This window comes from Micromonospora sp. NPDC047812 (assembly GCF_040704175.1).
In the GTDB taxonomy this organism is placed as follows: Bacteria; Actinomycetota; Actinomycetes; order Mycobacteriales; family Micromonosporaceae; genus Micromonospora.
Window position 1 is genome coordinate 40,675 of record NZ_JBEYRY010000007.1, and the last position, 24,087, is coordinate 64,761.

A 24,087-nucleotide genomic window follows, 5' to 3' on the forward strand; every position below is an offset into this window, starting at 1 on the left:
GGTGGGTGGTCAGGTCCTCGTCGGGCGCGCAGCCGCTGGTGTCCGTCGCGGGGGTCGGCGTCGGTCACCGGCCGAGCCTGCGGTACCGGCGTACCGCCAGGGGTCCGAACACGGCGATCAGCAGCAGCGGCCACGCCACGGCGAGCGCGACGGCGTGCTGCGCGGCGAACGACTCGCCGCCCCAGCCGGGGTTGCCGAACAGTTGCCGGCAGGCCCCGACGGTCGCCGACAGCGGGTTCCACCCGGCGATCGTGGCGAGCCAGCCGGGCATGGTGTCGGGGGAGACGAACGCGTTGGAGGCGAACCCGACCGGCCACACCAGGATCTGCAGCATCACCACCGACTCGGGCCTGCGCAGCAGCAGCGCCAGGTGGATGCCGACCCAGATCAGGGCGAAGCGCAGCAGCAGGAGCAGCCCGACGGCGGCCAGCGCCGCCGGGGCCCCGGCCCGCCACTGCCAGCCGACGGCGACGCCGCAGGCGAGCATGACGGCCAGGCCGGCGGCGCTGTGCAGCAGGTCGGCGGCGGCGCGGCCGGTGAGCACCGCCGAGGACGTCATCGGCAGCGACCGGAACCGGTCGGTGACGCCGCGCGCGGCGTCGGTGGCCACGGCCGCGTACGTCGACTCGATGCCGAAGAGCACCGTCATGGCGAACATGCCGGGCAGCAGGAACTCGCGGTAGTCGCCGCCGCCGGGCACACTCATCGCGCCGCCGAACAGGTAGCCGAACATCAGCACCATCAGCACCGGGAAGAGCAGCCCGACGACGAACTGCCCGGGTTGGCGCCGCCAGTGCGCCAGCGCCCGGCCGGTGAGGGTGACGCCGTCGGCGACGGCCCAGCGCAGGCGCCGCGGCGCGGGGTGCACGCTCGTCGCGCTCATGCGCCCACCTTCTCCCCGTCGGCGCGGGCGGTGGGGGAGTCGCCGCCGGTGAGCCGCAGGAACACCTCGTCGAGGGTGGGGCGGCGCACCGCGACGTCGGCGGCGGTCAGCCCGGCGTCGTCCAGGGCCCGCAGCACGGCGGCCAGCGCGGTCACCCGCCCGGTGACGGCGACGCTCAGGCGCAGGCCCGCCGCGTCGACGAGCGGGGTCGCGGCGACGGCGGCGCCGACGACGCGTACCGCCTTCTCCAGGTCGTCGGCGCGGGTCAGCACGACCTCGACGCGGTCGCCGCCGAGCGCGGACTTCAGCTGCTCCGGGGTGCCGTCGGCGATCACCCGGCCGGCGTCGACGACCCGGACGCTGTGGGCGAGCTGGTCGGCCTCCTCCAGGTACTGCGTGGTCAGCAGCACGGTGGTGCCGTCGGCGACGAGCCGACGCACCGCGTCCCACACCTGGGCGCGGGCGCGCGGGTCGAGGCCGGTGGTGGGCTCGTCGAGGAAGAGCACCGGCGGGTCGAGGATCAGGCTCGCCGCGAGGTCGAGGCGGCGGCGCATCCCGCCGGAGTACGTGCCGACCGGTCGGTCGGCGGCGTCGCTCAGGTCGAAGCGGGCGAGCAGGTCGGCGGCCCGGGCGCGGGCCCGCGCGCCTGCGAGGTGGTGCAGCCGGCCGAACAGCACCAGGTTCTGCCGGCCGCTGAGCACCTCGTCGAGCGCGGCGTGCTGGCCGACCAGGCCGATGCGGGCGCGGACCCGCTCGGGGTGGCGCAGCACGTCGGCGCCGGCCACCCGGGCCGTGCCGGCGTCGGGCCGCAGCAGGGTGCTCAGCACCCGTACCGCCGTGGTCTTGCCCGCCCCGTTCGGGCCGAGCAGGCCGCACACGGTGCCGGCGGGCACCGTGAGGTCCAAGCCGGCGAGGGCCTGGGTGCCGCCGTAGCGTTTGCGCAGGCCCTCGGCCTCGATGGCCGGTCCGTCGTCGAGCATCGGCGCCCCCGTCCCACTCGTGTCGTACGGCGTACCGTACAGCATACGGTACGGCGCACGCTACAGTGCCGGGATGACGACCGAGTACAGCGGCACCGGCGACCCCGCGCGCAGCCTCGCCCTGCTCTGGCGCACCCGCGAACGCACCAGCCGCAAGGGCCGGCCCGACCTGTCCGTGGACCGCATCGTGCGCGCCGCCATCGACGTGGCCGACGCCGAGGGCCTCGCCGCCCTGTCCATGCGCCGCGTCGCCGAGCGGCTCGGCGTGGGCACCATGTCCCTCTACACCTACGTCCCCGGCAAGGGCGAGCTGCTCGACGTCATGCTCGACACCGTCTACGGCGAGACCGCCCGCCCCGACGACGTGCCCGGCGGCTGGCGCGGCCGGCTCACCCACATCGCCCGCGAGACCTGGGCGCTCTACCTGCGCCACCCCTGGCTGCTGCAGGTCGCCACCACCCGCCCCCCGCTGGGCCCCAACGTCATCGCCCGCTACGAGTACGAACTGCGCGCCGTCGACGGCATCGGCCTGACCGACCTGGAGATGGACGCCGTCGTCACCCTCATCTCCGGCTACGTGCACGGCGCCGTACGCAGCGCCGTGGAGGCCGCCCAGGCCGCCGCGCGCACCGGCATGACCGAGCAGCAGTGGTGGCAGGCCCACGCCCCCTACCTGGAGAAGGCCCTCGACCCGCGCCGCTACCCCCTCGCCGCCCGCGTCGGCACCGCCGCCGGCCAGGAGTACCAGGCCGCCGCCGACCCCCACGGCGCCTTCGAGTTCGGCCTGGCCCGCATCCTCGACGGCATCGAGGTCCTCGTCGCCGCCCGCCCGGACGCCGCCGGCGCCACCGGCGACCGATAACCTTGCCGGCATGACGATGCGCCCCATCAGGATCATCGGTGACCCCGTGCTGCGCACCCCCAGCGAGCCCGTCACCAGCTTCGACGCCGAGCTTCGCGCCCTGGTCACCGACCTGATGGACACCCTGCTCGGTGCCCCCGGCCGCGCCGGCGTCGCCGCCCCCCAGATCGGCGTCAACGCCCAGGTGTTCGTCTACGACGCCGACGGACACCGCGGCCACCTGGTCAACCCGACGCTGGAGCTGTCGGAGGAGCTGCAGGACGACGACGAAGGCTGCCTGTCCATCCCCGGCCTCTACTTCCCGACGCCGCGCGCCCTGCACGCCACGGCCCACGGCTTCGACCAGCACGGCGAACCGCTGACCATCTCGGGCAGCGGATTCCTCGCCCGCGCCCTGCAACACGAGACCGACCACCTCGCCGGCCGTCTCTACGTCGACACCCTGCGCGGCGACACCCGCCGCAGGGCGCTGCGGGAGATCCGCGCCGGCCGCTTCGACTCACCCAGCCGCCGCGGCTGAGCACCGCGCCCGCGCGGGGCGCCGGCCGGGACGTCGCCCGCGACACCCGGCCGGCGCCGACGCTCACCGGCCGTGGGCGCTCAGCGCGTACTCGCCGTAGTCGGCCACCCGGGTGAAGCCCAGCCGCCCGTAGAGCCGCAACGCCGCCGCGTTGTCCGCCTTGACGTTGAGCGTGACGTGCGCGACGTGCCCGCGCAGCCGCCGGCACAGCGCGGCCACCACCGCGCCGGCCAGCCCCCGCCCACGCAACCGGGGATGGGTGGTCACGTTGCCCAGCGCCGCCACCCGGTACGCCGGGGAGAACACGTGCACCCCGGCGACCGCCACCAGCTCACCGCCGTCGCGCACGCCCACGTACTGGCCGGTGTCCAGCATCCGCGGGTCGAACCAGTTGCCCGGGTAGGCGACGTCGTACAGCCGGCGCAGCGCCGGCAGGTCGGCGGCGTCCAGCACGGTTCCCGCCGGGGTCACCGTGTCCAGCCGCGCCGGATCGGTCAGCGCCATGCGGTGGTGCGGGCCGGCCGCGTCCATCCGGAACGCCCCGGCCAGAGCCGGCTCCAGGCCGGGGGACAGGTGCGCCCACAGGCGGGCCGGCAGCACCGGCGCGAGCTGACGCAGCAGCGCCGCCAGCCGGTCCACCCGTGGCGGGGCCGCGAACGCCAGCAACGTGGGCGGGTCCGCGCCGTGGTAGAGCAACGCGACCTCCTCGTCGCAGCGGAACCAGGAGGTGTACGGCCAGAAGAAGTCGTCGAGGTCACCCAGCTGGTACGCGTGCAGCACCGGGTCCCGCCCGAGCAGCGCGGCCAGGACGGTCCGGTCGTGTTCGGCGCGTACCGGCATCCGCCGATGATCACACATCCGGCCCGGCGCGAAACGCGCCGCCCGGCGGCGGCGCCTTCAGCAGCTCGGCGTCGCCGGCTCGGCGGGAAGGTTCTCGTGCGCCCACCGGCCCAACGCGTCGAGCACCGGCAGCAGTGCCGCGCCCGCCCCGGTCAGCTCGTAGCTCACCCCCACCGGGGGACCCTGCCGGACCGTCCGGGTGACCAGCCCGAGCCGCACGAGCTCGCCCAGCCGGTCCGACAGCACCGACTCGCTGATCCCGGGCAGGGCACGGGTCAGCTCCGCGAACCCGGCCGGCCCGTCGGCGAGGGTGCTCAGGAGCATGCCGTTCCACCGCTTGCCGAGAAACGCGAAGGCCCGGGCGACGCCCCCGTCACACGTGCGGGGCGTGTCGCCCACCTGCGGCCTGACCGTCATGATTCCAGGATACGGGGGACACCCCCCGAACAAGGGACTACTAAAAACCTAGCTGCTACCGTTACCGAAGCAGACCAGCCGATTCGATGGAGACGCCCCGATGACCGACGTCCACTCGCCCCTGATCAACCTCGACCCCGAGGCCCAGGCGCTGCTGTTCACCGACGCCCGCACCGCCAACACCTTCACCGACGAGCCGGTCACCGACGAACACCTCCAGGCGATCTTCGAACTCGCCAAGTTCCCGCCCACCGCCGCCAACACCCAGCCCCTGCGCATCCTCTACGTACGCCCCGGCGAGGCCCGCACCCGCCTGGTCGCCCACATGAACGAAGGCAACCAGGCCAAGACCGCCAGCGCCCCCATGGTCGCCGTGCTCGCCGCCGACACCGACTTCCACGAGTTCATCCCGCAGGTCTTCCCCATCCGACCCCAGATGCGCGACAGCCTCGCCGGCAACCCCGAGGCACGCGAGCGCATGGCCCGCTTCAACGCCACCCTCCAGATCGGCTACTACCTGCTCGCCGTGCGCGCCGCCGGCCTCGCCGCCGGACCCATGGCCGGCTTCGACGCCGCCGCCATCGACCGCGAGTTCTTCGCCGACACCACCTGGAAGACCCTGCTCGTGGTCAACATCGGCCGCCCCGGCGAGAACGCCTGGTTCCCCCGCCTGCCCCGCCTCGACTACACCGACGTCGTCCGGCACGCCTGACCCACCCACGACCAGTGGGTGGCGACCCGTCAGGCCGCCACCCACTGGTCGAAGCCCAACTTGCCGACCAACGCCACCACCACCACCAACAACACCACCCGCACGAAACCCGAGCCGCGCCGCAACGCCATCCGCGCCCCCACCGCCGCCCCGGCGATGTTGCACACCGCCATCGCCGCCCCCAGCAACCACCACACGTGCCCCGTCGCCGCGAACACCGCCAACGCCCCCAGGTTCGTGCCCACGTTCACGACCTTCGCCATCGCCGAGCCGTGCACGAAGTCCGCCCCCACCAGCGCCGTGAACGCCACCACCAGGAACGTCCCCGTACCCGGACCCACCAGCCCGTCGTACAGGGCGATGCCCACCCCGGCCACCACGACCGCCACACCCACCCGCACCCGCGTACGCCGATGCGGCTGCGCCACCACCCCCAACCGCGGACGCAACACCACGAACGCCGCCACCGCCACCAACACCACCAGCACCACCGGCCGGTACGCCGACGCCGGCACCGCCCCCGCCAACGCCGCACCCACCCCGGCACAACACATCGCCAACCCCGCCGCCGGCCCCGCCACCGCCCAGTCGATCTTCGTACGCCGCGCGTACGTCACCGCCGCCGTCGCCGTACCCGCGATCGCCGTCAACTTGTTCGTCCCCAACGCCGACGCCACCGGCATCCCGGGCGCGGCCACCAGCAACGCCGGCAACAACAGCAGCCCACCACCACCCACCACCGCGTCGATCCAACCGGCCATCGCGGCCGCGGCGAGCAGGGTCGTCAACGACAGGGGATCCACATCCACGGGCCGCCATTCTGCCCACCACCACCCGCCCCACGACCCGGCCTGTGGCCAGCCTCACCGGCGCCGCCGGTCACCGACCCCGCGCCCGACGCAGCCACAACCCCACCGCCGCCAACGCCACGAACAACAGCACCGAACACAACAACACCTTCAACACCGGGCAACCCTCCCACGGCCACGTAGGGTGCAAGCGTGCGCCTGGCCACCTTCAACCTGCTACACGGCCGGTCCCTCGCCGACGGACTCGTCGACCCCGACCGGCTCACCGCCGCCGTCACCGCCCTCGACGCCGACGTCCTCGCCCTGCAGGAGGTCGACCGCGACCAGAGCCGCAGCGGCAAACTCGACCTCACCGCCATCGCCGCCCGCGCCCTCGACGCCGGCGAACACCGCTTCGCCGCCGCCGTCGTCGGCACCCCCGGCGAACAGTTCCGCCCCCTCACCCACGACGACGACGGACACGGCGAACCCTGCTACGGCGTCGGCCTCGTCACCCGCCACCGCGTCCACACCTGGCAGGTCACCCGCCTGCGCCCCGCCCCCGTACGCTCACCCGTCTACGTCCCCGGCCCCCGCGGCGGACTCATCCTCCTGCGCGACGAACCCCGCGTCGTCCTCGCCGCCGTCCTCGACACCCCACACGGCCGACTCACCGTCGCCGCCACCCACCTGTCCTTCGTCCCCGGCTGGAACGCCCACCAACTCCGCCAGACCGTCCGCGCCCTACGCACCCTGCCCGCCCCGCGCATCCTCCTCGGCGACCTCAACCTGCCCGCCGGCCCCGCCCGACTTCTCACCGGCTGGCACCCCCTCGGCCGCCGCCCCACCTACCCCGCCGGGCAACCCCGCGTCCAACTCGACCACATCCTCGCCGACCGCCACGGCCTCGACCAGCTACCACCCGTCACCGCCGTGCACACCCCCGTGTCCACCATCTCCGACCACCGCCCCCTCCTGGTCGACCTCGGCTGACACAGCAGCGGGGGAGAGGACACCCTCACCAGCGGTGGCGTCACCATCACCCCACCCAGCGTTGACACCACCGGGCCGCATCGGCGAAGGTCTCTGGCGTGACGGCACCCACCCCAGGCCCGACGAGCCACCACGACGCCACCACCGAACACCACCGGTACGTCATCATCGGAGCCGGACCAGCCGGCCTCCAACTCAGCTACTACCTCCAACAGGCCGGCTGCGACTACGTCACCCTCGAACGCGCCCCCGCACCCGCCGAGTTCTTCCGCCACTTCCCCCGCCACCGCCGGCTCATCTCCCTCAACAAGGTCCACACCACCAGCACCGACCCCGAGATCCGCCTGCGCTGGGACTGGAACTCCCTGCTGCACGAACCCGCCGACCTGCCCTTCGCCAAATACAGCAGCGAATACTTCCCCCACGCCGACGACATGGTGCGCTACCTCACCGACTTCCAGCGCTACCACCAACTCGCCGTACGCTTCGACACCCCCGCCGACCGGATCGAACGCCTCGACGACGGCTTCCTCGTCCACACCCCCGACCGCGTCCTGCACTGCCGCTGCCTCATCGTCGCCACCGGCTGGGGCCGACCCAACATCCCCGACATCCCCGGCATCGAACACGCCACCGGCTACGAGGACATGCACACCGACCCCGCCACCTACGCCGGCCACCGCGTCCTCATCCTCGGCAAGGGCAACTCCGCCTTCGAAACCGCCTCCGCGATCCTCGGCCACGCCGCCATGATCCACCTCGCCAGCCCCCGCCCACTGCGCCTGGCCTGGAACACCAAACACCCCGGAGACGTCCGCGGCCACCACGGCGCCGTCCTCGACAGCTACCAGTTCAAGACCCTGCACTCCGTCCTCGACTGCGTCATCGACGAGATCCGCCCCCTCGACAACCGCTACCAGGTACACCTCACCTACACCCACGCCGACGGCGAAACCGCCGTCATGGAATACGAAACCGTCCTGCGCTGCACCGGCTTCACCATGGACACCACCCCCTTCGACCCCACCTGCCGACCCGACATGGTCCCCAGCGGCCGCATGCCCACCACCACCGGCGACTGGCAGTCCACCAACATCGACGGCCTCTACTTCGCCGGCACCCTCGCCCAGGACCGCGACCTCAAGAAAGCCTCCTCCGCCTTCATCGACGGATTCCGCTACAACCTGCGCACCCTCACCGCCCTGCTACGCGAACGCTATGACGGCGTACCCCTGCCACACACCCTCGTCGACCGCGACGCCGACACCCTCACCACCCTCGTCCTCGACCGCGTCAACTGGAGCTCCGCCCTGTGGACCCAGTTCGAATTCCTCTGCGACGCCCTCGTCGTCGCCCCCCACGGGCAGCTACGCCACTACACCGACCTGCCCGAAGACCACGTCCGCGCCCGCTTCCACGACCACCCGCACTACTACACCGTCAGCCTGCGCTGGGGCCGCGACGACTACGGCGACGTCTTCGCCATCGAACGCCACCCCCAACCCGACCGCGCCGCCGAAAGCGCCTTCATCCACCCCGTCATCCGCCGCTACCACGGCGACACCCTCGTCGACGAACTCCACCTGCTCGAAGACCTGCTCGCCGAATGGCGCCGCCCCGACCGCCACGTCACACCCCTGCGCGACTACTTCACCCGCGAACTGCACCGCGACCGCTGACCCGACGAACCGGACCACCCCGCACCACCTACGCCGGCTGCCGCTCATCCACCACCGTCTGCGCCACCAGAAAATCCACCACATCCGTCAACCGACCCCGACGACCCGCCGCCGCCCGCTGCCGCACCGCACCACCACCCCCCGCCAACAACCGCTCCGACCAGCTGCGCACCAGAGCCTCGTCCCCACACGCCCGCAACACCGGCGCCAACCACCCCACCACCTCACCCAACACCTCCCGCACCGGACGCAACCGACCCGAACCGACCTCCGGCAGCCACCCCTCCAACCCGTCACGCGCCGCCCGCCAGTACGCCGCCCGCAACCACTCCCCGGCAACCTCCGGACCGTGATCACCCCGATCCACCGCCTCCAACCCCCGCACCACCAACGCCCGCACCAACGCCGCCACCAACGCGGACTCCTGCGCCGACACCGGCACGTCCGACACCCGCACCTCCAACGTCGGATGCGTCACCGACGGCCGGATGTCCCAGAACAACGTCCCCGCATCCACCACCGCCCCCGCCGCCGACAACATCTCCACCACCCGCTCGTAGTGAGCCAGCGACGTGAACCGAGGCGGCGGCCCCGCCACCGGCCACCGCGGCCAGATCATCGACCGCCAACTCGCATAACCCGAATCCCGCCCCTCCCAGAACGGCGAATTCGCCGTCAACGCGATCAACAACGGCAGATACGCCCGCAGATGATTGCTCACCAGCAACGCCCGCTCCCGATCCGGCAGCTCCACGTGCACGTGCAACGCACAGATCGCCAACTCGTCGTGCAACCCCCGGAACGTCGCCGTACCCCGATCCTGCCGCGGCCCCCGCGTCACCGGCGGCGCCGTCGCACCCGGCAACACCGGCGTACCGGTCGCCACGATCCGCAACCCGTCGACCGCCGCACACTCCGCCACCACCCGACGAGCCTCCACCAACTGCGCCAACAACCCCCGCACCGACGACGTCGGATCCGTCCTCGTCTCCACGTGCAGCGACGTGATCTCACCCGACACCCGCGCACCCAACCGCGCCACCGCCCGATCCACCACCGCACCCGCACCCGGCACCACACACCGACTCACCGGATCGACCAGCAGGAACTCCTCCTCCACCCCCAACCGCGGACCCGACGCCACACCATCCCCGCCGACCTGCACCGGCACCATGGCCTCCACTCACGACACCCCGGGCGACCGCCCGACACGGACAGGCCGACAGGGTAGCCCGAACCAGTGACCAACGGGACACCCACAGTCAGTACGCCGACCCGACCGCACCGGGACACACCACACCGACCCCCTGTGGCAAGCTGAACCCAGACGCGACTGGCGGCCAGAGGATGGGCACCAAACCATCGGGGAGCTCCACGCGCGGAGGTCGACCGCCTGGGCCCCGCCGGTAGAGGAGCACCATGCCCACCGCCCGACTCCTGCCCGGCACCCCCGTCGCCGAACGCATCCTCACCGACGTCGCCGCCGGCGTCACCGCGCTGCGCGCCGCCGGCACCACCCCCGGCCTCGCCACCATCCTCGTCGGCGACGACGACGCCAGCGCCGGCTACATCCGCATCAAGCAGCGCCACGCCAACGAACTCGGCTTCGCCTCACCCCACGTACACCTGCCCGCCACCGCCACCCAGACCGACCTGCACCACGCCATCGCCGACTTCAACACCGCACCCGACGTGCACGGCCTGCTCATCCAGCACCCCATCCCCGCGCACCTCGACTACGACCGGGCCCTGCAGACCATGGACCCCGACCTCGACGTCGACGGCATGCACCCGCTCAACATGGGGCGCCTCGCCCTCGGCCTGCCCGGACCCCTGCCCTGCACACCCGCCGGCATCGAGGCCCTGCTCGCCTTCCACGACATCCCCGTCGCCGGCCGCGACGTCGTCATCCTCGGCCGCGGCGCCACCCTCGGCCGCCCCCTCGCCCTGCTGCTCACCCAGAAACGACCCACCGCCAACGCCGCCGTCACCGTCGTACACACCGGCGTCCCCGACTGGGCCACCCACACCCGACGCGCCGACATCCTCATCGCCGCCGCCGGCGTCCCCGGCATCATCCAACCCGAACACGTCCGCCCCGGCGCCGTCGTCATCGGCGGCGGCGTGCGCTACGAAGGCCGACGCCTCCTACCCGACGTCGCCGAGACCTGCGCCGACGTCGCCGGCGCCATCACCCCCCGCGTCGGCGGGGTCGGCCCCACCACCGTCGCCATGCTCTTCCGCAACGCCCTCGACGCCGCCCGGCGCGCCACCGGCCACGCCTGACCGTCCCCGGCCCGGCGTCGGGGACCCCGACGCCGGGCCACCCTCGGCGGCCACGCCCGACACCGCACGGGCCATGAGTACGCGGCCCACCGGCCGGGCACCGCGCCCCGCGACGCCCGCCGCGTACCGCCTCACGACCGCGCGTCGCCCTCCGCCGCCACCAACCCCGCCAACGCCCGATTGGTACGGTTGGACCGCACCGCCGCGCGCTGCTGCCCGGCCGTCACCTCGATGTACGTCTGCGACGACGCCAACGACGCGTGACCCAGCAACCGCATGATCTCCGCCGCACTCGCCCCGTCCTCCGCCAACCGGGTCGCGAAGGTGTGCCGCAACGCGTGCAACCGTGCCCCCCGCGGCACCCGGTCGGTGATGCCCGCCCGCCGGTAGCAGGACTCCACCAGGTACTGCAGCCCACCCCGACGCAGCGGCTCACCCTGCCGGTCCACCAGCAGCGGCGCGTCCGGCCGCACCGTGCGCGACCCGAACCGGCGCACCCGGCTGTCCAGGTAGCCCACCAGCACCCCGTCGAGTTCCGGCTCGATCGGCACCACCCGCGGCCGGCCGCCCTTGCCCGCCACGTCGACCCGCCGCTCGCCCGCGCGGCCCGTCAACGACCCCACCCGCAGCGCCAGCAGCTCCGACAGCCGCAACCCCGCGCAGAGCGCCAACGCCAGCACCGCCAGGTCGCGCTCGGGCCACGGGTCGCGCTGCCGGCCCTCCTGCCGGGCCACCGAGGCGAGCAACTGCTCGGGGGTGTCCGCGCCGCGTAGCGGCTTGGGCTGGGGGAGGGGCGCCCGGGGGCGACCGACCGCCGGCATCGGGTTGCCGGCGACCACCCCGTCGGCGACCAGGAAGGAGAAGAAGCTGTTCCAGGTGGACCACGCCCGGTGCACCGACGCGGCCGCGCGGGGAGCGGCGAACCGGGCGAATGCCGCGCGCATGACGCGGGCGGTGAGGGAGGCGACGGGCAGCGCGTCGAGGGGGAGGGGAGGGGTGCACTCCTCCGCCGCCAGCGCGGCGACGGCGCGCAGGTCCCGCCGGTACGCCTCCAGCGTGTGGGGGGAGGGCTTGCGGGTCGCGCGGGCCGTCAGGAACTCCTCGATCAGCCGCTGTACCGATTCGTCCTGTTTGTCATGCATAAGGGATATTATGCATGACTTTCGGGTTGGCGGACAACCGTGGAAGAAGGGGGAGAGAGCATGCGGCGGTACGTGCTGACGGGTGCGCCGGGGGCCGGCAAGACGACACTCGCCGACGCGCTGCGCCGACGCGGGTGGGACGTCGTGGCCGAGGCGGCCACCGACGTCATCGCGGCGGAGCAGGAGCAGGGAGGGGCCGAACCGTGGCGGAAGGTGACGCCCAGCGCCGCCCGCCGGATCGGCTACGCGGAGTCGCTGGCGTTCGCCCGCGTGCACGAGGAGGTCTACCGGGCGCACGGCCATCGTCTGATCGCGGTGCCGCCGCGCCGGTACGCGCACGGGTCGCGCTGGTGGAGGCGCACCTGCGCCGCCTTGCCGACCTGCCGCCCGAGCGGGCCGAGGGAGTGCCCGATCCGGCTTACTTGACATAATGTACATTATCGAACCAGCGCATCATGTTGGGGTGTCCGCCTTGACGACGGGGCCGCATGGCGATGTCGGCGCTCCGCGCTGACCGCCGTCGCGTCGGCGGGTCCACACCCGTAGGGCTCGTTACGCCTGGGTGGTCTGGGGTCGTCGTGGCGGCCGACTCCCACCGCGAGGCCGCCACCCGCGCGGGTGAGCTGTGCGGGTGGCGGTCCGGTGGCGTCGCGGTCGGAGCTGGTGCACGGCTCAGGTGGGCGCACACGGAACAGCCGGAGCGCTTCAGCTCTCCCCTAGCACGGCTGGGCGTACCAGTATGGATCGAAGTCCACATACGGGGCGTCGCTCCGGTAGGCGAAGCCGTGGATCGGGTTGCGGTTCTGGTCCAGCAGGTCGGCCCACGTGCCCGGAGTCTGATTGTTGACGACGGATCCGTGGCCGTTCCAGTTGAACAGTGCGTAGTCGCCGCAGGCGTACATCACGAACATCTGCCCACCGAAGTAGGTGTCGGTGTAGAGGCAGAAGGCGGTGTAGGGGCAGGTTCCGGCGGCCTGTGGAGAGATTCCGGAGACGCTTGCGTTGAGGTTGTCGTTGGGGCCGGCGTGGGCGGCTGCGGGCGCTGCCAGCGTGGCGGCAGCGGCGGCGAACGCGGCGGTAAGGAACAGCCGTAGCTTCATGGGCTCACGGTGTCAGCGCGGTCGCGGTGCGTCAATCATGTCGAGCTGTGTCGATGGTAACTCAGAATGATCGCCACATCGCATTGCGTGATTGACCGCGACGGCGGATCGTGTCGGCACACGCCCAGCTTCCACGGCGTCGCCGCCGCCGGAGCATCCCGATGCCGGTGCGCCCCACGTTGGTCAGGGCCGGCCACCCCGGCGCCGTGGTTCGTGGACACCTCCCCCGCGCCCGGGCTCACCCGGTGGGCGCGGCGCACTCCCCTGGCCCGTTCTCCTGCCGCGGCACACCGGAACGTGCGGCCCGGTCGGTACCGTGCGAGCGCCGGCCGTCCGCCACGGTACCGACGACCGGGCCGCCTCCGGTCAGGTGCCGACGTAGGCCGCGAGGTGTTCGCCGGTGAGGGTGGAGCGGGCGGCGACGAGGTCGGCGGGTGTGCCCTCGAAGACGATCCGGCCGCCGTCGTGGCCGGCGCCGGGGCCGAGGTCGATGATCCAGTCGGCGTGCGCCATGACGGCCTGGTGGTGCTCGATGACGATGACCGACTTGCCGGAGTCGACGAGGCGGTCGAGCAGGGCGAGCAGTTGTTCGACGTCGGCGAGGTGCAGGCCGGTGGTCGGTTCGTCGAGGACGTAGACGCCGCCCTTGTCGGCCATGTGGGTGGCGAGCTTGAGGCGTTGCCGTTCGCCGCCGGAGAGCGTGGTGAGTGGCTGGCCGAGGCTGAGGTAGCCCAGTCCGACGTCGGCGAGCCGGTTGAGGATGGTGTGGGCGGCGGGGATGCGCGCGTCGCCGGTGCCGAAGAACTCCTCGGCCTCGGCGACGGACATGGCGAGTACCTCGGCGATGTTGCGGCCGCCCAGCGTGTACTCCAGGACGGCCGCCTGGAACCGTTTGCCGCCGCATTCCTCGCAGGTGGTCTCGACGGTCGCCATGACGCCGAGGTCGGTGTAGATGACGCCGGCGCCGTTGCAGGTGGGGCAGGCGCCTTCGGAGTTGGCGCTGAACAGTGCGGGCTTGACGCCGTTGGCCTTCGCGAACGCCTTGCGGATCGGGTCGAGCAGGCCGGTGTACGTCGCCGGGTTGCTCCGTCGTGAGCCGCGGATGGCGCCCTGGTCGATGACGACGACGCCGTCGCGGCCGGCGACGGAGCCGTGGATCAGCGAACTCTTGCCGGAGCCGGCGACGCCGGTGATGACGCAGAGTACGCCGAGCGGGATGTCGACGTCGACGTCGCGCAGGTTGTGTTCGGTCGCGCCACGGATCTCGAGTGCGGCGGTGGGCGTGCGCACGGTCTTCTTGAGGGCGGCCCGGTCGTCGAGGTGGCGGCCGGTGACGGTGTCGCTGCCTCGCAGTTCTTCCACGGTGCCTTCGAAGCAGATCGTGCCGCCGTGGGTGCCGGCGCCGGGGCCGAGGTCGACGACGTGGTCGGCGATGGTGATGGTCTCGGGTTTGTGTTCGACGACGAGGACGGTGTTGCCCTTGTTGCGTAGTTGCAGCAGCAGGGTGTTCATCCGCTCGATGTCGTGGGGGTGCAGGCCGATGGTGGGCTCGTCGAAGACGTAGGTGACGTCGGTGAGGGACGAGCCGAGGTGGCGGATCATCTTGGTGCGTTGTGCCTCTCCCCCGGACAGGGTGCCCGAGGGGCGGTCGAGTGAGAGGTAGCCGAGGCCGATCTGGGTGAACGAGTCGAGGAGGTGTTGCAGCCCTTTGAGCAGGGGGGCCACCGAGGGTTCGTCGAGTTCGCGTACCCATTGGGCGAGGTCGCTGATCTGCATGGCGCAGACGTCGGCGATGCTCTTGCCGTTGATCTTCGACGAGCGGGCTTCCGGGCTGAGTCGGGTTCCGTCGCAGTCCGGGCAGGTCTGGAAGGTCACGGCCCGCTCGACGAAGGCGCGGATGTGGGGCTGGAGGGCGTCGACGTCCTTGGCGAGGAAGGACTTCTGGATCTGCGGGATGATTCCGACGTAGGTCAGGTTGATGCCGTCGATTTTGATCTTGGTGGGTTCGCGGTGGAGCAGGTCGTGCAGTTCCTTCTTGGTGAACTTGCTGATCGGCTTGTCGGGGTCGAAGTAGCCGCAGCCGCGGAAGATGCGGCCGTACCAGCCGTCCATGCTGTAGCCGGGGATGGTGAGGGCGCCCTCGTTGAGTGACTTGCTGGCGTCGTAGAGGGCGGTCAGGTCGATGTCGTTGACGGTGCCCATGCCCTCGCAGCGGGGGCACATGCCGCCGAGGCGGTGGAACGTCGCCTTCTCGGCCTTGGTCTTGTTGCCGCGCTCGACGGTGATCGCGCCGCTGGCCCGGACGGTGGGGATGTTGAAGGAGTACGCGTTGGGCGAGCCGATGTGGGGTTGGCCGAGGCGGCTGAACAGGATGCGCAGCATGGCGTTGGCGTCGGTGGCGGTGCCGACGGTGGATCGGGGGTTGGCGCCCATCCGTTCCTGGTCGACGATGATCGCGGTGGTCAGCCCTTCCAGCAGGTCGACCTCCGGTCGGGTGAGCGACGGCATGAAGCCCTGCAGGAAGGCGCTGTAGGTTTCGTTGATCATCCGCTGTGACTCGGCGGCGATGGTGCCGAACACCAGCGAGCTCTTGCCCGAGCCGGAGACGCCGGTGAAGACCGTCAGGCGGCGCTTGGGGATCTCGACGCTGACGTCCTTGAGGTTGTTCACGCGCGCGCCCTGCACGCGGATCAGGTCGTGGCTGTCGGCGACGTGCGCGGGTGCCTGGGTGTCCGTCCTCGTGGCGGTGCTCATCGGTGTCTCCATCGTCTGTGGCGCGGGGGCCGGCGTCGCGGTCTGCGTCGAGGTGTTGCCTGGTCGGTGTCTGCGTGCGCCGGAGGGCTCAGCGCAGCTCGTTGATGCGGATGAGGTTGCCCGTGGGGTCACGGAAGGCGCAGTCGCGCACGCCGTACGGCTGCTCGGTCGGCTCCTGGACGACGTCGGCGCCGCTGGCCTGTAGCCGGTCGAAGAGGCCGTCGAGGTCGTCGGTGGCCAGGGTGATGGCGCCGTAGCTGCCCTTGGCGATCAGTTCGAGGATGGTGCGGCGCTCGTCGTCGGTGATGCCGGGTTCGGCGGCCGGCGGGTGCAGGACGATGGAGGTGCCGGGCTGGTTGGCGGGGCCGACGGTGAGCCAGCGCATGCCGTCGTATCCGACGTCGTTGCGGACCTCGAAGCCGAGGGTGTCGCGGTAGAAGCTGAGGGCGGCGTCCGCGTCGGTGTGCGGGAGGAAGGCGTAGTGGATGCTGATGTTCATGCCGGTCAGGCTAGTTGCGGCTGCGTGCGGCGTGCTTCTCGATTCCTGATCGGTCGGGTCACCTGTTTCGCGATGCACGATGGCATCTCCGCCGTCGCCTGGGCTGTCCGGGCGCGGTAGGTGCTCGGCGGCACGCCGACCAGTTCGGTGAAGCGGGTGCTGAAGGTGCCAAGCGAGGAGCAGCCGACCGCGAAGCAGACTTCGGTGACGCTGAGGTCGCCACGGCGCAGCAGCGCCATGGCGCGCTCGATGCGCCGGGTCATGAGGTAGGCGTACGGCGACTCGCCGTACGCCTGCCGGAACTGGCGGCTGAGGTGTCCGGCGGACATGTTCGCGCCCCGGGCGAGCGCCTCGACGTCCAGTGGCTGCGCGTACTCCCGGTCGATGCGGTCGCGGACGCGGCGCAGCCGGGCGAGGTCGCGTAGGTGCTGTTCGGCGGCGTCTCTGCTGGTCACCTGCAAGATCGTGCCACGTGGCGCGGGGGTTGCCCAGCAGGACCGGTTCGGCGTGCCGTCGCGGTGCCGCGACGGCACGCCGTACGCCCCGAGCGGCCGTCCGGTGCTCGGGACGCGCGCCGGGTCAGGCCGTGTCGAGCGCGCGGCGTAGGCGTCGGGCCTCGGTGACGAGGCGGCTCGACCCGCCCCGGCCGGCGACGTCGGCCAGGCCGGGTACCTCGATGCGGACGCCGGTCGTGCCGGCCGTCTCGGCCGCCAGGCTCAGCAGGTCCGGCAGGCCGCGCGGGGGCCTGGGCGAGGCGAGTACCGGGGGCAGTGCGGCGGCTATCAGTCGCCACACGGTCAGCGGTGCTCCGGCCAGGGCGGCGTCGCGTAGGGGTTCGAGTGCCCGGGACAGCTTCACGAGCTGCCCGGCGACGAGTCGGCCCAGTTGTGCGCCCGTGGCGGTGGCGTCGAGCTGTCCGGCTGCGGCGAGGGTGAGCAGGGCGTCCAGGGCGGCGATCCGGTCGGTGCCGTGGCGGGCGGCGAGGCCGTAGGACAGGGCGAGGTCGAGGGCCGCTGTGCCGGGGCCGGTGCTCTCGGCGAGCAGCGGCAGCATGGTCGTGCCGCCGCGTTGGTCCATGTCCGCGGTGGCGGCCACGATCGGCAGGGCGTACGCGGCGACCACCGCCCTGTGCCCCGGCAGGATCGACGGCCACAGGTTCGCCCAGTCGGAGTGTTCGACGCCGATGGGTGGGGGGTCGGCGGTCAGTAGTCCGTACCGGTCGTCGTAGCCGTCGGGTGGGCGCAGTTCGACCGCGATGCGTTTGGGCGGTAGTTGGTCGTACTCCCAGTCGTAGCCGTTCCTGCGGGGCCGCCGGGTGAGGGTGGTGACGCGCGTGACGGGTGGTGGGAGTCCGCCGGCGCGGAGCCAGGCGGCGAGCCGCTCCCCCGCCGGGGTGCCCAGCGCCGCCGCCTTGCCGGCGACCGTGTCGTCGGTGTCGGCGGGCAGGCGCAGCAGGGCCTGGGTGAGGTCCCAGTGCCAGGGCGTGCGGTCGCCGAGGGCCGCGAGGCGCTCGATCAGGGCGAGCGGGTCGAGGGCGCCGTTGGCGTGGGTGGGGGTGGCGAGCAGGCCGGGGTGTCCGGGTTCGTTGAGGTGGGCGCCGATCTCGGCGAGGCGGGCGCGGAGCAGCCGGTGCGGTGCGGGCACCCGGGGGTCGGTGGTGACCAGTTCCGGTTGCGGGGTCTGTCGGTCGGTGCGGCGTAGCGCGGTGAGCAGTGTGTGCCACCGGCTGCGTCGGTGGGCCTGCTGGTCGGTGGTGGCGGCGGTGGTGAGGACGTCGACGACGACCTTGCACAGGCAGAGGGGGTCGTGGCGGTGTTCGTTGCCCCAGGACCAGTGCCGGCGCTCGATGACGGGGGCGAGGGCGGTGTGCACCCGTGCGCCGTCGGTGGCGGTGAGCCGGACCAGCGCGTCGAGGATGCGGTCCAGCGGTGTGCCCTGCGACGGGGTGCCGAGCAGTGCGGCGACCTCCTCGGCGAGTTCGTCGACGTCGGTGATGGGGGCCGGTGCCGGTGCCGGTGGTGCGGGCGGGGGCAGGTCGTCGCCGCGTGGCTGGGCGTTCGCCCGGCTGTTGCCGCCCGCTGTCGGGTCGTGTCCGTGGCGGGTGGCGAGGGCGGTGGCGCGGTCGCGTAGCTCGACGGCGGGGTGTTCGGCGGCGACGGCGATGACCTCGGCGACCTCGGCCGTCCGGTCGCGGTGTTGGCGGGCGAGGCGGTCGAGCCAGGTGAGCTGGGCCTTGACGAGTGCCTTGTCCGGTCGCAGCAGCACGTCCCGGGAGGTGTCGAGGATGGTGTCGATGTCGAGGTCGGGCAGGTCTCGTAGTGCCTTCTGCGCCATGGTGGCGGCCGGGGCCGGCGCGTCGGTGAGCAGGCGGAGGTAGTCGGTGGCGCGGGTGGCGATCTCGGTGGTGGTGGGTTGGAGTTCGGTGAGCAGGATGGTGAAGGCGCGCAGGGCCGCCGCCCGGTCGCCGCGCAGCAGCCGGCCGATCGCGCCGTCGATCAGGATGGTCCGGTCGATGGTCCCTTCGGTGGCGAGCCGGGCCAGCGCGGTCGGCAGGGCGTGGCGTCGTCGTTCGTCCCAGGTCGTGGTGACCTCGTCGAACGTCATGCGTGAGCCGAGGCCGTCGATCTCGAACAGTCGGGGCAGCATGGCGTCGAGGAACGGGTCGTCGCGGAGTCGTTCGATCAGGGTTGCCGGTGGGCCGGCGCGTCGCCGGTCGGGCAGTTGCACCGAGTCCAGCCACAGTTCGACGAACCGGTCGTTGGCCGGTGGTGTCGTCCCGGTGAGGCGCAGCAGCGCGGCGACGAACCGCCAGTGTTCGATGCCCGTCTGCTGGTTGATCTTGGTGGCCAGGCGGTGTGCCAGGTCGCCGAGCCAGGTGATGCCGCGTTCCTCGGCGACCGTGGACATCAGGGCGGCGGCGCGTTCGCCGTGGGGGTTGACGGTGTTGCGGGCGAGGATCGTCGCGGCCTGTGCGGCGGTGGGTAGGCAGCCGACCACGGCGACGGCCAGGGCGGTGCCGGAGCCGGCCGTCCACCAGGTGGTGCGTTGCCGCTGTTTGAACCAGGTCGTCACCTCGGCGCCGATCTCCCGGCGGCGCTGCTCCGGCAGCCCGGCCAGGGCCGCCACGATCTGGGTGGCGGAGGCGTTCTGGATGAGGTCGAACAGGTCGCTGGTGCCGCCGGCGGCCAGTTCCCGTTGCCGCCGTACGGCGCTCTTCATGAACACCTGCTGTGCGTTTCTCACACCTGCTCCTCCGCCCGGTCGACGGTCAGCATCCGGGTGGCCAGGGCGTGCCGGCACGGTCCCCGTTGGCCGCGGTGCTTGGCCCACCAGGGGCAGGTGCAGGTGAGGTCGCCGTCGGGCAGTCGGCGGACCCGGTAGATCTGGTCGCCGCTGCGGACGGTGGCGGTCGTCGCGTCGAGTTCGACGGCTCCGGCGTCGAGCAGCGCCCGGGCGCCGACCAGGCGGGGGTTGTCGCGTTCGGCGCGGTCCGCGTCGTAGGGCATGACCCGGTGGAAGTACGCGGCCTCGGAGACGTCGTAGCCGACGCGGCCGGCGGTGCCGAGTTGGGCTAGCGCGGCGCGGACGCGGGCCGGGTCGAGGCCGGTGTCGGTGGCCAGCCGGTCGACGTCGATGGTGGGGTCCCAGGAGAGTACGGCGGCGACGAGGTCGGCGTCGTCGACGACGTCGTCGCCGGCCAGCGCGGTGAGGGCGGCGCCTTCGCCGGAGAATCCGCGGTACGGCTCGGGTGAGAGGGTGAGGGAGAGGCGCAGGGCGCCGGTGTCCAGTTCCCAGGTGCTCGGGACGGGCGGCGAGCCGGCGGCGACGGTCGGTCCGTACACGCGCAGGGTCTCGGCGAAGCGCAGCATGCCGCGTAGGGCGGTCAGTCGGCTCGCTCCGGCCAGGCAGACGGCGCCGGGGACGGGTCGGGAGGTCAGTCGCAGGGACCGGCCGGCCGGCACCGCCCAGAGGACGGACCGGTCGCTGGTGGTGGGTAGTCGGCGCAGGAACGTGGCCGCCTCGGTGGCGGGGATCTCGGCGCGGGGTTCGAAGGCGGCGGAGAGGATCTGCACCTCGGCGAAGCCGCGCAGCCAGCGCGCCGGGAGGGGGACCTTCTTCTCCACGATCGGGCCGTCCATGGTGGAGACGGTCAGGTCGTCGGGGCCGACGGACAGGTGCAGCGGGTCGAGGCCGCCGACGCGGGCCAGTGCCTCGCGCAGCGGGTTGTTGACGTCGACGTTGGTGGTGCCGTGCTCGATGATGTCGCCGTCGAGGCCGGCGGGCAGGGTGTCGAGGCGGGCGTAGACGCCGCAGCAGCCGGAGAAGGACTCGAACCGGAGCCGGTCGCGGCTGCCGGTGACCACCGGGTCGAGGCTGGCGGGGCTGACGGGTCGGTGGTAGCGGGTCCGGGCGACCTCGGCGACGGCGAGCAGGCCGGCGGCCGCCGCCGGTGGGGTGGTGAGGAAGCCGGTGAAGAACCGGGGGTGGGGTGCGGGCCCGCCGCTGGTCTGCAGGCCGAGGCCGTCGCGTGCGAGGGTGGAGGATCCGAGGTACCGGTACGTCTGCGTTGCGCTCACGTTCGCGGACGGTAGAGGAGCCCACCGACAGCAATCCGGCGGGCGGGCGTGGCCGGCGGGATGCGCCGCCGGGGTGCCGGGTGGGACGGTCGGTGGCGTCAGGGTCGGTGGGGGCGGCGGGCGAGGACGAGGGTGGTGCGCAGGCGCAGCACGACGCTGCCGCCGAAGCCGTCCACGAGGGTGCGCATCGCGGTGGCCGCCCGGGTCTGCTGCGCGGCGGTGCGCTGCCGGTACGGGCCGAAGGTCCGCAGCAGGCGCAGGTAGCCGTCGGTGGTCAGGGTGAGGTCGCGGTGCAGGGTGTGGGCGCGTACGTCGGTGAACAGGCCGCTGTCGGTGATGTCCCGGTGGAACCAGTCGGTGCGGCGGCGGGTGGCGGTGGGGTCGACGCCGCGCAGCGTGGTGTCGACGGCGCGGGCCTGTTCGGGGTCGGCGAAGCCGTACTCGTGGCCGAACACGGCGAGGGTGCCGCCGGGGGTGAGCGCGTCGTGGGCGCGGGGGTTGCGGGTGGCCGGGTCGAGCCAGTGCCAGGCCAACGCGCAGGCGAGCAGGGGTACGCCGCCGGTGGGTGGCTGCCACCGCTCGAAGGTGGCGGTGACGGGGTGGATCTGCGGGAAGGTGGCGGTGAGTCGGGCGGTCATGCGGGGGTCGGGTTCGACGCAGGTGACGGGCGCGCCGAGGCGCAGCAGCACGGCGGTGCCCTTGCCGGTGCCGGCGCCGATCTCGGTGACCGCGGCGGGGGTGCCGCCGTGGTAGTCGCCGATGAGGTCGGCGAGGGCGCTCGGGTAGTCGGGACGTGCGTCGTCGTAGAGGTCGGCGACGTCGCCGAAGACACCGGTCACGGCGCGCATCCTCGCACGGACGGCGACGGTGCGGGGCGCGGCGGACGGGGTCAGAGGCCGCCGGCGACGCGCAGCACGGTGCCGGTGGTGTAGCTGGCGTCGGGGCCGAGCAGCCAGGCGATGGCGCCGGCGACCTCGTCGGGTTCGCCGGGGCGGCCCAGTGGGATGCGGGCGGCGGCCCGGTCGGGTCGGTCGGGTTGGCCGGAGAGGGCGTGGATGTCGGTGCGGATGATGCCGGGGGCGACGGCGTTGACGCGGATGCCGCGCGGGGCGAGTTCCTTGGCCAGGCCGGTGGTGAGGGTGTCGGTGGCGGCCTTGACGGCGGCGTAGTGGACGTACTCGCCGGGGCTGCCGAGGGTGGCGGCGACGGAGGAGACGTTGACGATGGCGCCGCCGCGGTCCATGCGGCGGGCGGCCTGCTGGGCGCAGAGGACGTAGCCGATGAGGTTGACGTCGACGACGTGGCGCAGGTCGGCCGGGTCGAGGTCGACGAACGCGCCGATGGGGCTGGTGACGCCGGCGTTGTTGACCAGGCCGGTGATCGGGCCGAGGTCGGCGGCGGCGTCGAACAGGGCGGTGACCTGGTCGGGGTCGCGGGTGTCGGCGGGCACGGCGAGGCCGCGTACGCCGGTGGCGTCGACGTCGGCGAGCACGGCGGTGGCGGCGGCGCGGTCGCGGCGGTAGCTGAAGGCGACGTGGTGGCCGGCGTGGGCGAGGCGGCGGGCGGTGGCGGCGCCGATGCCGCGGCTGCCGCCGGTGATCACGGTGACCGGTCGCATGTGCCTCTCCCCTGTCGTGGCTGCGCCGCCGACGCTACCGGGGCGGGCTCGTGGGCCGGCGCATAGGCTCGGGCGCGTCGGTGGACGGTGACGTGGAGGTGCACGGTGGCGGGTGTGGGTGTCGGCGACGTGGTGGCGGACTTCGAGCTGCCCGACGAGACGGGTACGCCGCGGCGGCTGTCGGAGTTCCTGGCCAGCGGCCCGGTGGTGTTGTTCTTCTATCCGGCGGCGATGACGCGGGGGTGCACGGCGGAGAGCTGCCACTTCCGGGACCTGGCGGCGGAGTTCGCGGCGGTGGGCGCGACCCGGGTGGGGATCAGCCGGGATCCGGTGGCGAAGCAGGCGGAGTTCTCCCGCCGGCACGGGTTCGACTATCCGTTGCTGTCGGACGTGGACGGGGTCGTGGCGGATCTGTTCGGGGTGCGGCGGCGGCTGCCGTTGGGCGCGTTGAGCACGCGGCGGATGACGTTCGTGATCGACACCGACCGGCGGGTGGTGGAGGTTGTCCACAGCGAGCTGAACATGAACGACCACGCGGACGCGGCGTTGCGGGCGCTGGGGGGTTGATCTTCCGCTTGTCGGCGTGGGCTGGTATCAAGGCAGGCATCTGAACATGTGTACGACGGAAGAGGTTGCTGATGGGTGCCGCTGGCCAGGGTTTGTCCACTGACGAGGTGCAGAGCATCCGGGAGGCGCTGGCGGCGGGCCGCAAGCCGAAGGTGGTGTTCACCGCCTCGGCGGGTCAGATCGCCGGGCAGGTGGGTCAGGTGGTGGAGCTGACCGATCCGGCCGTGTCGGACGAGTTCGTGGTGGTCCGCTTCGGCCGCGACGAGTTGCCCTTCTCCCCCGCCGACGTGGCGGTGGCGCCGCGCGGTGCCGGGCGCAGGGCGGCGGAGCCGCAGCCGGAGCCGCAGGAGCAGGTGCAGGCGGAGCCGGCGGAGCCGGAGTTCGTGCTGGACCGGGTGCCGCAGCAGCGGCGGGAGGAGCCGAAGGTGGAGACGGTGGAGGCGAAGCCGGCGCCGGCGCGGCGGCCGGTGAAGGCGGTGAAGCCGAAGGGCCCGGCGGGGCTGACGGTGACGCTGGCGTACGCCGACGGCGAGTGGACGGTCGCCGCGCAGCAGGGCAGCAAGTCTTTGGCGAAGCCGTACGTGGTGAAGCCGGCCGAGGCGCTGCGGATGGTGGCGCTGGTCGACGTGCCGGGGGTGCAGGAGGCGGTGGAGCAGATCATGGCCGCCGAGCGGGCCGAGGCGGAGCAGCAGGCGGAGAAGCTGCGCGCGGAGCTGGCGGAGATCGAGGCGCGCCTGGCGGAGCTGCGCGAGGCGCACTGACGCGGGCGGTGGGCACGGCCACGGGGCCGGCGCGGCAGGTGTGTCGCGTCGGCCCCGTGGTGGGTGCCGGTGGCGGCGGCGGGGCCCGCGGCCACCCGGCGGGGGTGGG

Annotated in this window: 24 protein-coding genes; 9 read left to right on the forward strand and 15 right to left on the reverse strand. The window is 72.8% G+C overall.

Annotated elements, in window-relative coordinates:
* Positions 1–64: 64 nt before the first annotated feature.
* Entirely contained in the window at positions 65–883 is an 819-nt protein-coding gene (locus tag AB0883_RS23700) for an ABC transporter permease (protein WP_366643402.1), read from the reverse strand.
* On the reverse strand, positions 880–1,863 hold the full coding sequence (locus AB0883_RS23705; protein WP_366643403.1) for an ATP-binding cassette domain-containing protein: 984 nt from the start codon (positions 1,861–1,863) through the stop codon (positions 880–882). The genes AB0883_RS23700 and AB0883_RS23705 overlap by 4 nt, the downstream gene beginning before the upstream one ends.
* 73 nt (positions 1,864–1,936) lie before the next feature.
* Between AB0883_RS23705 and AB0883_RS23710 the strand changes: the two genes are divergently transcribed.
* Together AB0883_RS23710 and def are read left to right on the forward strand one after the other, a co-directional pair.
* Positions 1,937–2,725, forward strand: coding sequence for a TetR/AcrR family transcriptional regulator (locus AB0883_RS23710; RefSeq protein WP_366643405.1), 789 nt, complete (start codon positions 1,937–1,939; stop codon positions 2,723–2,725).
* Between the two features lie 10 nt (positions 2,726–2,735).
* Positions 2,736–3,245, forward strand: a complete 510-nt coding sequence (gene def / locus AB0883_RS23715; RefSeq protein ID WP_366643406.1) for a peptide deformylase — start codon at positions 2,736–2,738, stop codon at positions 3,243–3,245.
* A 63-nt stretch (positions 3,246–3,308) separates the two neighbouring features.
* Here def and AB0883_RS23720 read toward each other — a convergent pair whose 3' ends face one another.
* Positions 3,309–4,085, reverse strand: coding sequence for a GNAT family N-acetyltransferase (locus tag AB0883_RS23720; protein WP_366643407.1), 777 nt, complete (start codon positions 4,083–4,085; stop codon positions 3,309–3,311).
* 57 nt (positions 4,086–4,142) lie between these two features.
* The gene (locus tag AB0883_RS23725; RefSeq protein WP_366643408.1) at positions 4,143–4,502 is read right to left on the reverse strand and encodes a helix-turn-helix domain-containing protein; all 360 of its coding nucleotides are present in this window, start codon (positions 4,500–4,502) and stop codon (positions 4,143–4,145) included.
* 100 nt (positions 4,503–4,602) lie between these two features.
* Between AB0883_RS23725 and AB0883_RS23730 the strand changes: the two genes are divergently transcribed.
* Positions 4,603–5,214 (forward strand): malonic semialdehyde reductase, encoded by a 612-nt coding sequence (locus tag AB0883_RS23730; RefSeq protein ID WP_366643410.1) that lies wholly within the window; start codon positions 4,603–4,605, stop codon positions 5,212–5,214.
* 29 nt (positions 5,215–5,243) lie between these two features.
* Here AB0883_RS23730 and AB0883_RS23735 read toward each other — a convergent pair whose 3' ends face one another.
* Positions 5,244–6,023, reverse strand: a complete 780-nt coding sequence (locus AB0883_RS23735) for a TSUP family transporter (protein ID WP_366643411.1) — start codon at positions 6,021–6,023, stop codon at positions 5,244–5,246.
* A gap of 192 nt (positions 6,024–6,215) precedes the next feature.
* Here AB0883_RS23735 and AB0883_RS23740 point away from each other — a divergent pair, with 192 nt between their 5' ends.
* Entirely contained in the window at positions 6,216–6,995 is a 780-nt protein-coding gene (locus AB0883_RS23740) for an endonuclease/exonuclease/phosphatase family protein (protein ID WP_366643413.1), read from the forward strand.
* A gap of 98 nt (positions 6,996–7,093) precedes the next feature.
* The gene (locus AB0883_RS23745; RefSeq protein WP_366643414.1) at positions 7,094–8,674 is read left to right on the forward strand and encodes an NAD(P)-binding domain-containing protein; all 1,581 of its coding nucleotides are present in this window, start codon (positions 7,094–7,096) and stop codon (positions 8,672–8,674) included.
* A 28-nt stretch (positions 8,675–8,702) separates the two neighbouring features.
* On the opposite strand, the gene AB0883_RS23750 is transcribed toward AB0883_RS23745, so the two are convergent.
* On the reverse strand, positions 8,703–9,848 hold the full coding sequence (locus tag AB0883_RS23750; protein WP_366643586.1) for a glutamate--cysteine ligase: 1,146 nt from the start codon (positions 9,846–9,848) through the stop codon (positions 8,703–8,705).
* A gap of 245 nt (positions 9,849–10,093) precedes the next feature.
* Here AB0883_RS23750 and AB0883_RS23755 point away from each other — a divergent pair, with 245 nt between their 5' ends.
* Positions 10,094–10,960: a tetrahydrofolate dehydrogenase/cyclohydrolase catalytic domain-containing protein gene (locus AB0883_RS23755; RefSeq protein ID WP_366643415.1), complete on the forward strand. Its 867-nt coding sequence runs from the start codon at positions 10,094–10,096 to the stop codon at positions 10,958–10,960.
* A 131-nt stretch (positions 10,961–11,091) separates the two neighbouring features.
* On the opposite strand, the gene AB0883_RS23760 is transcribed toward AB0883_RS23755, so the two are convergent.
* Entirely contained in the window at positions 11,092–12,102 is a 1,011-nt protein-coding gene (locus AB0883_RS23760; protein WP_366643416.1) for a tyrosine-type recombinase/integrase, read from the reverse strand.
* Positions 12,103–12,162: 60 nt separating this feature from the next.
* Here AB0883_RS23760 and AB0883_RS23765 point away from each other — a divergent pair, with 60 nt between their 5' ends.
* Positions 12,163–12,528: an AAA family ATPase gene (locus AB0883_RS23765; RefSeq protein ID WP_366643417.1), complete on the forward strand. Its 366-nt coding sequence runs from the start codon at positions 12,163–12,165 to the stop codon at positions 12,526–12,528.
* Positions 12,529–12,818: 290 nt separating this feature from the next.
* On the opposite strand, the gene AB0883_RS23770 is transcribed toward AB0883_RS23765, so the two are convergent.
* The 8 genes from AB0883_RS23770 to AB0883_RS23805 all read right to left on the reverse strand — a co-directional run bounded on the left by AB0883_RS23770 (position 12,819) and on the right by AB0883_RS23805 (position 22,650).
* Positions 12,819–13,202 (reverse strand): peptidase inhibitor family I36 protein, encoded by a 384-nt coding sequence (locus tag AB0883_RS23770; RefSeq protein ID WP_366643418.1) that lies wholly within the window; start codon positions 13,200–13,202, stop codon positions 12,819–12,821.
* Positions 13,203–13,568: 366 nt separating this feature from the next.
* Positions 13,569–15,956: an excinuclease ABC subunit UvrA gene (locus AB0883_RS23775; RefSeq protein WP_366643420.1), complete on the reverse strand. Its 2,388-nt coding sequence runs from the start codon at positions 15,954–15,956 to the stop codon at positions 13,569–13,571.
* An 88-nt stretch (positions 15,957–16,044) separates the two neighbouring features.
* Positions 16,045–16,455 carry a VOC family protein gene (locus AB0883_RS23780; RefSeq protein ID WP_366643422.1) on the reverse strand — a complete coding sequence of 137 codons (411 nt, stop codon included), beginning with the start codon at positions 16,453–16,455 and terminating at the stop codon, positions 16,045–16,047.
* Between the two features lie 5 nt (positions 16,456–16,460).
* Entirely contained in the window at positions 16,461–16,910 is a 450-nt protein-coding gene (locus tag AB0883_RS23785; RefSeq protein ID WP_366643423.1) for a helix-turn-helix transcriptional regulator, read from the reverse strand.
* A 124-nt stretch (positions 16,911–17,034) separates the two neighbouring features.
* Complete coding sequence (locus tag AB0883_RS23790) at positions 17,035–19,698, reverse strand: DUF6493 family protein (protein WP_366643424.1); 2,664 nt, start codon at positions 19,696–19,698, stop codon at positions 17,035–17,037.
* Positions 19,695–21,032, reverse strand: coding sequence for an SWIM zinc finger family protein (locus AB0883_RS23795; RefSeq protein WP_366643425.1), 1,338 nt, complete (start codon positions 21,030–21,032; stop codon positions 19,695–19,697). The genes AB0883_RS23790 and AB0883_RS23795 overlap by 4 nt, the downstream gene beginning before the upstream one ends.
* A 98-nt stretch (positions 21,033–21,130) precedes the next feature.
* Entirely contained in the window at positions 21,131–21,871 is a 741-nt protein-coding gene (locus AB0883_RS23800; protein WP_366643427.1) for a methyltransferase domain-containing protein, read from the reverse strand.
* Between the two features lie 50 nt (positions 21,872–21,921).
* Positions 21,922–22,650 (reverse strand): SDR family oxidoreductase, encoded by a 729-nt coding sequence (locus AB0883_RS23805; RefSeq protein ID WP_366643428.1) that lies wholly within the window; start codon positions 22,648–22,650, stop codon positions 21,922–21,924.
* A gap of 105 nt (positions 22,651–22,755) precedes the next feature.
* Here AB0883_RS23805 and AB0883_RS23810 point away from each other — a divergent pair, with 105 nt between their 5' ends.
* The gene (locus tag AB0883_RS23810) at positions 22,756–23,217 is read left to right on the forward strand and encodes a peroxiredoxin (protein WP_366643430.1); all 462 of its coding nucleotides are present in this window, start codon (positions 22,756–22,758) and stop codon (positions 23,215–23,217) included.
* Positions 23,218–23,288: 71 nt separating this feature from the next.
* The gene (locus tag AB0883_RS23815; protein WP_366643431.1) at positions 23,289–23,978 is read left to right on the forward strand and encodes a hypothetical protein; all 690 of its coding nucleotides are present in this window, start codon (positions 23,289–23,291) and stop codon (positions 23,976–23,978) included.
* Positions 23,979–24,087: the final 109 nt, after the last annotated feature.